The following is an 11,467-nucleotide window of genomic DNA, read 5'->3' on the forward strand; positions in this document are numbered from 1 at the left end:
CCCTGCGCTCGCCTCTTCCACCAAGAACCTTAGACGGCCTGAAACGGCGGACTGGCGCCATGCTAGGGGAGTGCCAGGGCAATCTGTGCCTTCCCCGCCTCATCGAGCTGTTTCAGCAGGAGCTGGGTCGCGATCCTCTCTCGTTGGAGAAACATGCCCCCGGGTCGCGCTTGCTCAATGAACGCTTGACGCGCCTTGAGAATATCGCCGCCCATAGTGGCGAGGAGCCTAAGCGAGCGCTGTAGATCGCTTGCACTGTACTCGGCTATCCATCCCATCCTTGCCAGGCTGGCGTGAGCCTGGCGGTACGCCGAAGCGTAGGGATGCAGATGAGGAAGGGGCAATTGTCAACCCATACCTTGGGAGGATATCTCTCTGGTCCACGCCCCCTGGCTGAAGCTAGGAGCTTGCCCGTAGCCGGAGATCTCGTCGGCCCGGATTCCAGAGCTAGTTGACGGCAGCCCATTCTCATAGGATGGCGGCTTTAGCTAGGCTGGGCAGACCTGCCTCCCTCCCTGCGATATGAGGCGAAGCTATGGCTGACTGCCGGTCAGTGCCTTTGGCCTCGGAGGAGAGACAGTATGAGAGAGACTGAAGCGTCAACCCCATGCGGAGAGCAAGAAGGGAGCCATCTTTCTTCTCCGGCTGAAGCCTGGGGCCCGTGGCGGCCCGACTTGACGGAAGATCCGGAGGGAGAGATTTATAACGTGGCCATTGTCGGAGCCGGCTTGAGCGCTTTGAGTTTACTGCGCAGTGGGGCCGCGGCTCTCGGACGCACGGTAGTGCTCGATTATCAGGAGCAGGTGGGGGGTCTGCTGCGTTATCTGCTGCCCGCTGATGGCTTTGGGGAAGAGTGGGAGCTGCTGCGAGATTTCCCTTTTCCCGCGGGAGTGAGGTTGCTCTTGCAAACGACAGCAGTGGGATTGCTACCCGCCAGCGACTCCGAGACGGCCCATACGCTGGTCGTACGCCAGCGCCAGGGAACAGCTCATGTGCGTGCTCGGAACGTCGTCATTGCTTGTGGCGGACTTGAGCGGCCTCGTGAACATGATGCTATCCCGGGGACGCGCCCAGCAGGTGTCATGACACCCGTCCTGGCCTTGCAGTTGCTGACCCGAGGCTACCTGCCCGGAAGACGGGCTTTGGTCTATGGCGAGTCCCGCTATGCCCTTGCCACAGCCAGGCGCCTGGCCGAAGCGGGGATGGAAGTGATCACGGCAGCCCCTACCGCAGGCAATGGTCGCCAGGTCAGGCTTTGCGGGACCCTAGAGAAGATCTGCGGCTTTCCTCGTCTTAGCGCTGTGCGCTTGCTCTGCGATCAGCAACCAGTGGAGATCGAAGTTGATACCCTGGTCTATGCTACTGGCCTGCTGGCGAACACGCACTGGCTGAAGGGGAGCGGGGTAGAACTGACAGCCTCTGGGGCGATCGCCGTTGATAGCCATTACCGCACCAGCGTCCCTGGTATCTATGCTATCGGCACGGTGGTCAGACCTGAGCTGGATCATCAGGATTCTTTGCGCATGGGAAAAGAGGTGGCAGCCTTGCTGCCAGGAGGTGTATCATGAAGCTCAACGGCACGGTCAATGTCAGTGCACCTCGGGAACGGGTCTGGCAGATCTTCATGGACCCGCTTCAGCTCTGCCGCGTCGTCCCGGGCTGCGAAGAGGCGCAGCGTGTCGACGATAGGCACTACGAGGCGCTCCTGGCAGTCAAGATCCAGTTCATGACCATCCGTGCCCGCGCTCATGGTACTTTGCTAGAGGCTCATGAGCCAGACCACCTGGTTGCCGAGATGGTCGGCGAGCCATTAGCCATGGCAGGAGCTTTTCGCGCTCGCCTGGTGATCGACCTGGTCCCCAAGGCGGGAGAAACGGAGGTACGCTACGCCATCGATCTTTCGATGCTGGGACGCCTGGCGAGCCTGGGCGAGGCCATCATCCGAGCAACAGCGAACCGTCTCGCATCGCAGTTTGCTACCAATGTTGCTCAGCTCTTCTCCACCCAGGCTCAGCAGCCTCATCAGTCCTAGTAGAGGCTCTTGCTTCCCTGTCCTCCTGTGTAAGCAGGAGGATAGCCAGACTTAAGGAAGGCCGTCTTCCTTTCATTCCTCACTACAAGGAGTGAGCGCTACCACGGGTCCGCCGTGCAGACAAGAGCATGCCAGTGCGGTCCCGGGCCGAGGGAAGGGAAGGGCCACGAGGGTCACTATCAGCTCAGTTCGTTAGCCAGCCAGTGTAGCGCCCACAGGGCTGGCCTTTGGTAGCCCGGTAGCCCGAGTTAGCTACCAATCAACGACGCGCAATCTTTCGCCCTGCAGGAGAAAGGAGCACCTTCTATGTCGCTCAGTAAGCAACCTCAGCTTATCTCCGAAGAGCAGCTTGTTGAAAAGTTCGGCTATCGGCAGGAGTTCCGCCGCGAGCTGAAGCGATTCGCTTCTTTCGCAGTGGGTTTCTCCTTTATCTCAATTACAACGGGCATCTTCACTACCTACGGCTCAGTGCTGAACTGGGGTGGACCGCGCGGCATTTGGACCTGGCCCCTGGTCATTGTCGGTCAGCTCCTGGTGGCCCTTGTTTTCGGCGCCCTGGCCTCTCGTATTCCTTTGGCCGGCTATTCTTATCAGTGGGCTTCGCGTCTCATCAATCCTAAGATCGGCTGGCTCACGGGCTGGATCTCTTTCATGTTCCTGGTCGTCGACGTGGTGGCTGTCGATTACGCCGTGGCCCAGACTGTTCTGCCAACGCTCTTTGGGTATACCGAGACACCGGTGAATGCCTGGATCGCCACAGCGGCTGTCATTCTGATTCAGACGCTGCTGGTGCTCTTCTCTACTGTCTGGGCAACGCGCATCAATAATACCGCTGTTGGCACCGAGGTAGTCGGCATCATCGGTTTGACCGTTCTGCTCCTGATTGTCGGCGGTGTTCGTGGCCTGTTGCATCCCGACCATCTCTTTAGCACCGGCAGCGTCCCCGCTACTGATTACTTCAGCTTCGGAGGCCTCTTCTCTAGTGGTCCTTTCATGCTCTCCTTCCTGTTGGGGGCTTTTACAATCGTAGGCTTCGAGGCAGCGGCCAACCTGGCTGAAGAGACGCAGGAGGCACACCGTACTGTGCCTTTTGCCATGTGGTCGTCGGTTCTGTTGAGCGGCGTCGTCGGCTTTGCTTTCTTGATCGCCCTCAATCTGGCCTCCGACAATCTGCAGGAGCTGGCCAGTTCTGCTACACCGGTGGCCGATATCATTACTCACATCTTGGGGCCAATTGTCGGAGATATCTTTCTGGTATTGGTGACCTTCTCGATCTTTGCTTGCGGCCTGGTGATCTTTATCACCTTGACGCGCTTGATCTGGGCAATGTCACGCGATGAGCGCTTCCCAGCCTCGCGCTGGCTGCGTCAGGTCAATCCCAACACAGGGACCCCTGTTCCCTCAACACTGCTCTCATTTGTTCTCTGTGAGCTGGTCCTGGCTCTCTTTGCTGGCATCGGCCTGGCACAGAATCAGACCACGACCCTCAGCAATCTCTTCTCTGCAGCTACACTCTTGCCCGCGATTATTTACCTGCTGACCGTGATTTACTATCTGGTAGCCCGACGACGCTTGCCTTCTATTCCCGGCGGCCTTGATCTGGGCGCCTTTGAGTGGCCAGTGGTTATTCTGGCACTCGTCTGGCTCGTCTTTGAGTTGCTGATCTTCCGTGATGCCCAGTTCGCTATTCCCTGGCTCTACACACTGGGAATGTTCGCGCTCGGCTTGATCTATTTTGTCTGGTTGCTTATTGCGCGACCAGAGGTCCTTAGGACAGTACCCATTGAGGAGACAGTACGTGCTCTGAGCAGTTCCTCACCCTCTACCGAGGTCTCAGGCTCATCAACAACCTAGCAGAGTCGGGGCTTGCTATCCGCCTCAGTGATTGATCTGCTAATAAGGCCTGCTCGTGCCCTTCGCGCCCCCGCCTGTTGTCAGAAGCCAAGCGCACGAGCAGGCTCAAAGGCAAAGCGATGCAGCCGATGATGCTGCTCTGGAAAGGGCATCCGTACAGGAGGAGAGCAAGGATGATGGCCCCTGCAATACTCGCTATTGACCAGGGAACTACTCGCACAAAAGCGCTCATCTTTGACGCCGAAGCTCGCTGCCTGGCTCAGGCAACGAGCGAGGTGCCGCTGACCTATCCACAGCCAGGCTGGGTAGAGCAGAATCCCTATGATTTGTTGGAGAGCGTGCTTTCTAATGCCCGCGCGGCTATTCAGGCTGCCGGAGAGGTGCCACTATTAGCCTGTGGCCTGGCTAATCAGGGAGAGACGGTGGTGGTCTGGCATCGACGCAGCGGACAACCGCTTTACAATGCTATTAGCTGGCAGGACCGCCGTACCGATTTGCTGTGCGAACAGTTGCGCCGCGAGGGCGCCGAACGCCTCATCCGTGAGCGCACTGGGCTGCCTCTCGATCCTTACTTCTCAGCGACAAAGATTCGCTGGGTGCTGGATAATGTGGCCGGAGCACGGGAGCTGGCCACCCGTGGCGAGCTACTGGCCGGAACAACTGATGCCTGGCTGATGTGGTGCTTGCTGGGCGAGCACCGCACCGATGAGACTACGGCTTCACGGACCATGCTCTATAATCCTCGCCTGCGCGATTGGGATGAGGAGGTATTGGCCCTGCTGGAGATCCCCCGTTCGATTTTGCCGGATATTCAGCCATCTTGTTCGCTCTTCGGGACAATCGCATCGGAGCACTTTGGGCGCGCATTGCCACTGACAGCCTCGTTGGTAGACCAGCAGGCGGCGCTTTTTGGCCAGGCCTGCTACGCTCCGAACGATGTCAAAGTGACCTATGGTACCGGCGCCTTTATCTTACTCAATGCCGGTCAGACGCTGCCAACTTCGCGTCATGGCCTGCTCCCAACCGTCGCCTGGTCACGCGGCAAGGAAATCATCTATGCCCTTGACGGCGGCATCTATGTAGCTGGGGCAGCCATCCAATGGCTGCGCGACATCGGTCTGGTGCACAGCCCGGAGGAGACGCTAGAGCTGGCGCTGTCGGTCCCCGATAGCGGGGGAGTCTTCTTTGTGCCGGCCCTGGCAGGTCTGGCCGCTCCTTATTGGGATAGCTATGCCCGTGGCACGATTGTTGGCCTGACTCGCGCGACAACTCGCGCCCACCTGGTACGGGCTACCCTGGAAGGGATCGCCTTCAGTACCCGCGATGTGCTGCAGGCAATGGTCCAGGATACCGGTCGCCCAATCCATAGTCTAAAGGTCGACGGGGGAGCCTCGGCTAATAGCTTCCTGATGCAGGCACTGGCCGATATTACGGGAGTCGAAGTGCATATCGCTGCCGTCCAGGAGACGACAGCTCTGGGCGCTGCTTTCTTGGCTGGCATCGGAGCCGGCCTCTGGCGCGATGAAACGGAAACCGCTCTCCTCTGGCGTGAGGCAAAGGTCTACCGTCCGCGCGGCAATGGTTCGATTGAGACTCTCTATCGGCGCTGGTTTAATGCGGTGGAGCGCGCCCGCGGCTGGGCCGCTATCGCTTGAGATCCTCTGTGCCTGCTCTGCCGCTTCCCTCACTCTACACTCGCCGCCCGCCATTGCACGCCACAGGCTGGGGAGCTATCTCGGCAGCTTACGCAAGGTAGCCCCCAGCCCTTTCTTCCTGCGTCAGCCAGGCTCGCCAGGTATGAGGCGAACGGGTGCTCTTGACAAAGGTTCTCAACCGCGAGTATACTTTGAATTGCATAAACTGTCGTTATTGTTTCTGTCTGTGTTGCTCGGGTCAACCACATGTTGAACATGTGTTCTAATAGAGTGCAGCCACCCGGGCAGGAGCCGCTAGCAGGATCAGGGACATGGTGCCAGAGCTGAGCGCGGCGGTCGGGGTGGAGATTGGAAGCAGTCGGGCAACGATCGCCATTATTTCTGCCGATGGCCAGGTTCGAGAGCGCTTCGAGGCGAGAACGCTGCGCGGGCGTCCGGCGCGAGCCACGCTAGAGCCATATCTGCGGGCCATCGATGCTGCTGTGCAGCGAGCTGAGGAAGTGGGTTATGCCTTGCAAGGGATCGGTTTGGCCTTGCCGGGCAAACTTGACCAGACATACCGCCGTCCTTTTCTCATTCCTCTCCTTCCCTCTCTCAACCATTTCCCCTTGTGCGACCTATTAGAAACACGCTATCACCTCCCCGTGCGACTACACAGCGATGTTGAGGCGGCAGCGCTTGGCGAGTACGCTTATGGAGCCGCCAGGAGCAGCCGTCGAGCTTTGTTACTCACCGTTCATGCGGTAGTAGGTGCAGCCCTGATCAGCGATGGCCAGCCGGAGCCAACGGCTCGGGAATACACGGGGCATGTCTGCCATTTGCCGGTAGCGAACACTGGCCCGCGCTGTAGCTGTGGGCGTCGGGGCTGCATCAGTACCCTGGTCTCACTGGAGGCTGTCCAGCGCCTCATTCAGCGCGCAGCGCGCAAAGGCGAGCCGAGCAGCCTGATCCAGCGCCTCAGCAATCGTGAGCAATTGAGCGCCCAGCTACTGGCGGAAGAGGCGATTCGTGGCGATAGCGTAGCACTCACCATCTATCAGGAGATAGGCCACTGGCTTGGCATTGCTACAGTCCACTATTTGCGACAGTTCGCTCCCGAAGTGGTGGTTCTGGGCAGCGGTTTACTGAACGCTGACGAACTACTGGTCAATCATCTACGCCGCTCCCTCCGCTCCCAACTAGGACAGCATGCGAGTGCAGAAGAGTGCCGACGAGCCGAAGCGCTTAGCATTGTGCCGGCATACCTGGGACGGGAAGCGGCCCTCATCGGCAGCGTTGTCCCCCTCTTGACTCCAACGCAGGCCAGTCATGAGGCAGCAGTCTTGCCTGGGCAGTTCTATGAGGAGGCTTCCTCTCCCGTCTCTCCACTCAGCTTTGAGCAGCTCGCCATTGCCCAGCGGCGCACAACTCATCTCTATCGCCTGCCTGCGATCAGTGATGATCTCAGCCATCTGGTCATGGAGCGTCCCCTGTCGTCAGTTCCACATCCCCCTGATGACCTTGGTTCTGCTTCGCCCTCCCATACCCGTCTCAGGCCTCGTCATTCGCATGGTCAAGACCATTAATCCGCGACCTGGGCCTCTTCCCACTGAGGAGCAGCAAAAGCCAACTGTACTAACATGGGTGGATGCTTCGGCTGCACCAGATAGGCCCGCCCGGGCGGCAGAGGGGTCGCCGCCAGCCCATGTAAGAGCTTGCCTTCCATCGGATCCCCGCTCAGAATGAGGCCAGGCGTCCCCATCTCGCGCAAACGCTGCATGATTGGCTCGAACATGGCCCGTGAGACTCCTCCCACGCGATGCACCAATACGAGATGAAAGCCAATATCACTCCCTACGAGCAGGTATTCCTGAAGTGGCACTAGCGGACTGCTCCCTGAGCCTCCGATGGCTTCATAGTCATCCACGAAAAGGAAATAGTGACGCCCAGTCCACTGCTGGGGGCGCCGTAATTCAGTCAGCGGTACCTCAGAGATCCTCTTGAGACGACGCTCCAGATCAACTTTCAGATTGCCCACACAGTTTGTCAGCGTCTGGCTATTGTAGGCATAGGTCAACAAGGCCTTGCTGTCGACAAAATCCAAGAGACGCTTGCGGAAATCGACGATGGCATAGGCCACCTGCTGAGGAGTGTAGCGCCGCTCTAAGCCACGTATCCAGGCGCGCAGGAGTGAGGTCTTGCCACACTCGCTGTCGCCCAGAATCAGGAAGTGCGGCCCCGCAGTGATTAGATCGATGTAGACTGGTTTCAGACGAAACTCCTCTAAACCGATGGGCACACCCGGCGGCTCTTCGGGCGACGGCTCTGGCAAATCTTCCCAGCGGACGAGTGGCGGCAGCATCAGAACAGGTGGCGCTACCAGCCCCTTCCAATGGCGGCGAATGCGTTCGATGAGGTTCAGGAGGTACCCCTGAATGCCTAAATGGAGGTGTTCGATCGCCTCCTGGCCGTCACCGGCTATGAGCGGTAAGGCAATCTGGAAGAAGAGCTTGTCGCGATTGGCCCCGCGCCCAGGCACACCGGCAGGAATGGCCGCCGCTATTGCTCTTCCTAGCTCTGAATCGATAGGATCATTCAGGCGCAGCTCCAGGCGGGTACCAATGTTGTCACGCAGTCGTGGGCGCACTTCCGCCCAGCGGTTGGCGGCAATGATCAGATGCACCCCATAGGCCAGACCGCTGGAAACAATCTCTGCAAGATCCGGCTCCAGTTGGTCGAAGTCTTGATAGAATTGGGCAAAGTTATCGATGATGAGAAAGACATCGCCAAATGGCACGTCATCTAGCTCACCACGCTGCCGCATCGCGCGGAAGGTCGTCATACTATCGATGCCACGCTCGCGGAAGAGAAATTCTCGCTCCTCTATCACCCGCCGCATCTGGCGCACCACTCGCCTGATTTTATCGCGCTCAGGTTTGCCACAGACGGCCCCTACATGCGGCGCCTGCTCAAAAATGCGCAGCAGCCCACCCCCCATGTCAATGCAGTAGAATTGTACATCGCGTGGCGTATGCGTCAACATGAAAGACGTGATCAAGGTGCGCAGGAAGGTGCTCTTACCGGACTGTGGGGCACCAATAATCGCGAGGTGACCACCAGTACCAGAGAAGTCCAGCCACAGCGGTTCTTGCACCTGTTCTAGCGGCTTATCCACCAGGCCAACCGGGACGCGCAAATCGCCAAAGGGCGGGGCTTCCTTTGTATACAGGTCTGTCAAGTGTGGATGATCCGTATGAGCTAGCACAGCGTCAAGTGTGAGCACGCGTGGCAGCGGCGGCAGCCATACCTGATGAATGAGATGAGCGAATACCGGCGGCACTGCTTTTGCAATGCGCTCAATGACCACATCCATTTCTGTATGTAGCTCTGCAGAGCCGGCGATAGCTGGAATAGATAAGAAACGACGGGCATCTCCTACGACTTGTTGATAATGCAGAAGCTTACCATTAGCAGTAAAGATGCGAATCTTGCTTTCAAGTGAGTGCTGTTCTGCCAGAGGGAGGTAGGGGACCGAAATCAAGGCAGATTTAAACAGCTCGTAGGTATCAACGTCGACCTTGAAATAGCCGATGCCGGGCACCGAGGGTAAATAGTAGGCGTCTGCCGTGCCAAGTACCGTACGGCTTTCGGCGGCGCTATAGGTACGCAGACAAATGCGATAGCGCAGGTGGCTCTCCAGGCCCTTAATGCGGCCCTCTTCTAGGCGCTGGGTAGCAAAGAGCAAATGCAAGCCCAGGCTGCGCCCAACTCTCCCCATTGTCACAAAGAGGTCCAGAAAATCACTGCGCTGCGCTATCAATTCGGCAAACTCATCGACAATGATCAGCAGATGAGGCATCGGCTCCATTTCGGGATGCATCTTCCACTTGGCTCGATACTGCTTGATATTGTCGAGATTGCCAGCGTCGCGCAACATGCGCTGACGTCGCTGCTGTTCGCCGAGGAGGGCAGCGTAGACACGATCCACCAGGGCAAGATCACTTTGCAGATTCGTCACCACACCGACTACATGGGGCAGCGCCTGGAAATCGTTGAAGGAAGCACCGCCCTTAAAGTCGATCAAGACGAAGTTAAGCGTGCGCGGATCATGGGTTATAGCCAGAGCGCTGACCAGTGTGCGCAGCAGCTCACTCTTGCCCGAGCCGGTGGCCCCTACAATCAAACCATGCGGACCCATCCCCTTATCAGCGGCTTCCTTCAGATCCAGTACCAGAGGATGGCCATCGGCGCGGCGTCCAATGGGCACGCGCAGCAGATTCTCATACTGCTCTTCCGTGGCCTGCCAACACTGGCCTGGATTGAAGCTATCCGCGGAAGGGATTGTCAGTAATTCGAGCAGGCGAATATCCTGCGAGAGATCTTGCTGAGAGGCTTCACTCAGCGTAAGCGGTGCCAGGCTGCGAGCGATCCGCTCGCAGAGCGCCGGCTCAATCTGATCGGGTAGCAGGCCCTCCATGCGGCGTCCACCATAGGCGATTTCCTCAAAGTGCAGGCCTCCGACCTCTGAGAGTTCCAGCCTTGCCTGAATAGCCGCTGGCTCGTGATAGCGGTCCTCTACCAAGCAGATGACGGTTACCCCGGCTTGACTGGCCTTCGCGAACAACAGCTCCAGCTCAGGCAACTGGCCAACAGGCTCATGAGGTGAGAAGCTATCAAGCACGACCACCAGGTGAGGCAAACTGGCCTGTGCGGCCCGCCGGCGCTCTTGCTCATCGTTCCCCGCCTCCTCGCTCAGTTTTGTCCGTCGTTCCACCTCTGGTTTAATTTGCTGTTGCAGCAGTTGCTGCAAATCCCCGACAGTTGTAGCAAGCATACAAAGCTGCTCGGGAGCATAGCGATGCTCAGCTTTCACTTGATGGAGGCGCCGCACATGGGGCAACCACTTCAGCCAATTCCATTCTTCCACGCGCTCACCTGGGAAGTAGACCAGACAGCGGACATCCTCGGGGGCGTGGAAAGCGACAAGCTGACAGATGATGGCTCGGGCCAAGGCCCGACCTGCGCTCAAGCTTCCGCTGATCGCCAGGGTGCCGAAGGAGCGTAGAGGGATAAGAGCTGCGACATCGTTCAGATAGCTATACTCGGCTACCAGGGCCTCAGCTTGAGCGCGCAGCTCAGGTACATACTGCGCCATGAAATTGGCGTTGCTTATGTCTAAGCGCAGGGGACAGCACAGAGGACCAGGGCCAATGCCAATGCGCGTCATCATGAAATCGAAGTCAGTGGGGCGACGCTCCCAGAGATATTCACGCCGCTCAACTCGTTCCGCCAACTCTTCATAGGGGGGGTAGAGCCGCTGCTCAACCAGACGCTGTTCCTTAGCCAGCCAGAGCAGATGCTTGCGAACTCGCTCCAGGTAGTCAAGGTAGAGGCTGCGTTGCTGCTGCTGCTGCTTTTTGAGGGCACGGCGCTGGATCACGCCCATGATGAGGCCTGACATGATCATCATCCCCCCAATGCCACAACTGGCCACTACCATGAGCGGGTTTGTATGGAATGTGAACATGAAAAAGACAGATCCCAAGCTTCCCAAGACCGGCAGCAGATACTGAAGCCAGCTCAGAGGTCCGCTCTGGGCCGGCTGTTGCGTCGGCGGGGCACTAATCACGATTTCATCGCTTGGTAATCGCGGCGGGTAGGCACGCGCCGGACGATAGAAGGTCGTCGCCTGCTTTTGCATGATGCATCCTTCTCGCCATCGCTTGACCAACGCTCAGCTCAGAAACGCTGCGCTTCTGCTCGAGTCGGCATCGGGTTCCCCGAGCGTCCCCGGTCTGACCGGTAGCTCACCCGTCAGCCAGTCCATCTTAGGGTGATTAGTTGGCTCCGGCCAAGGGAAGTTGCTCCCAGGTTACTCCAATACCGCCGGTTCTCTCGCTTGGAGCACTGGAAGAGGGCAGCAACCGCGCTAGCGTCTCAAGAGCAC

General features: G+C 58.4%; 6 protein-coding genes and 1 pseudogene. 6 read left to right on the forward strand and 1 reads right to left on the reverse strand.

From position 1 onward, the window contains the following. The 6 genes and pseudogenes from IRZ24_RS10715 to IRZ24_RS10740 all read left to right on the forward strand — a co-directional run. Positions 1-245 (forward strand): annotated as a pseudogene (locus tag IRZ24_RS10715) (hypothetical protein); the annotation flags it as partial. Between the two features lie 336 nt (positions 246-581). Continuing rightward, positions 582-1,568, forward strand: a complete 987-nt coding sequence (locus IRZ24_RS10720; protein ID WP_297163756.1) for an FAD-dependent oxidoreductase — start codon at positions 582-584, stop codon at positions 1,566-1,568. Next, positions 1,565-2,032, forward strand: a complete 468-nt coding sequence (locus tag IRZ24_RS10725) for a CoxG family protein (RefSeq protein ID WP_297163759.1) — start codon at positions 1,565-1,567, stop codon at positions 2,030-2,032. The genes IRZ24_RS10720 and IRZ24_RS10725 overlap by 4 nt, the downstream gene beginning before the upstream one ends. Before the next feature lie 306 nt (positions 2,033-2,338). Beyond that, the gene (locus IRZ24_RS10730) at positions 2,339-3,886 is read left to right on the forward strand and encodes an amino acid permease (RefSeq protein ID WP_297163762.1); all 1,548 of its coding nucleotides are present in this window, start codon (positions 2,339-2,341) and stop codon (positions 3,884-3,886) included. Between the two features lie 173 nt (positions 3,887-4,059). After that, positions 4,060-5,541, forward strand: coding sequence for a glycerol kinase GlpK (gene glpK, locus IRZ24_RS10735; RefSeq protein WP_297163763.1), 1,482 nt, complete (start codon positions 4,060-4,062; stop codon positions 5,539-5,541). A 311-nt stretch (positions 5,542-5,852) separates the two neighbouring features. Then, positions 5,853-7,106, forward strand: coding sequence for an ROK family protein (locus IRZ24_RS10740; RefSeq protein WP_297163766.1), 1,254 nt, complete (start codon positions 5,853-5,855; stop codon positions 7,104-7,106). Here the strand turns inward: IRZ24_RS10740 and eccCb are convergent. Next, positions 7,103-11,221 (reverse strand): type VII secretion protein EccCb, encoded by a 4,119-nt coding sequence (eccCb, locus tag IRZ24_RS10745; RefSeq protein ID WP_297163768.1) that lies wholly within the window; start codon positions 11,219-11,221, stop codon positions 7,103-7,105. The genes IRZ24_RS10740 and eccCb overlap by 4 nt on opposite strands. Between the last annotated feature and the right edge of the window lie 246 nt (positions 11,222-11,467).

Origin of the sequence: Thermogemmatispora sp. (assembly GCF_019683755.1) — a bacterium.
Taxonomy (GTDB): domain Bacteria; phylum Chloroflexota; class Ktedonobacteria; order Ktedonobacterales; family Ktedonobacteraceae; genus Thermogemmatispora.

Coding starts and splice junctions, on each gene's coding strand:
- glpK (WP_297163763.1), top strand. CDS start 4,060: ATGATGGCCCCTGCAATACTCGCTATTGACCAGGGAACTACTCGCACA.
- IRZ24_RS10740 (WP_297163766.1), top strand. CDS start 5,853: ATGGTGCCAGAGCTGAGCGCGGCGGTCGGGGTGGAGATTGGAAGCAGT.
- IRZ24_RS10720 (WP_297163756.1), top strand. CDS start 582: ATGAGAGAGACTGAAGCGTCAACCCCATGCGGAGAGCAAGAAGGGAGC.
- eccCb (WP_297163768.1), bottom strand. CDS start 11,221: ATGCAAAAGCAGGCGACGACCTTCTATCGTCCGGCGCGTGCCTACCCG.
- IRZ24_RS10725 (WP_297163759.1), top strand. CDS start 1,565: ATGAAGCTCAACGGCACGGTCAATGTCAGTGCACCTCGGGAACGGGTC.
- IRZ24_RS10730 (WP_297163762.1), top strand. CDS start 2,339: ATGTCGCTCAGTAAGCAACCTCAGCTTATCTCCGAAGAGCAGCTTGTT.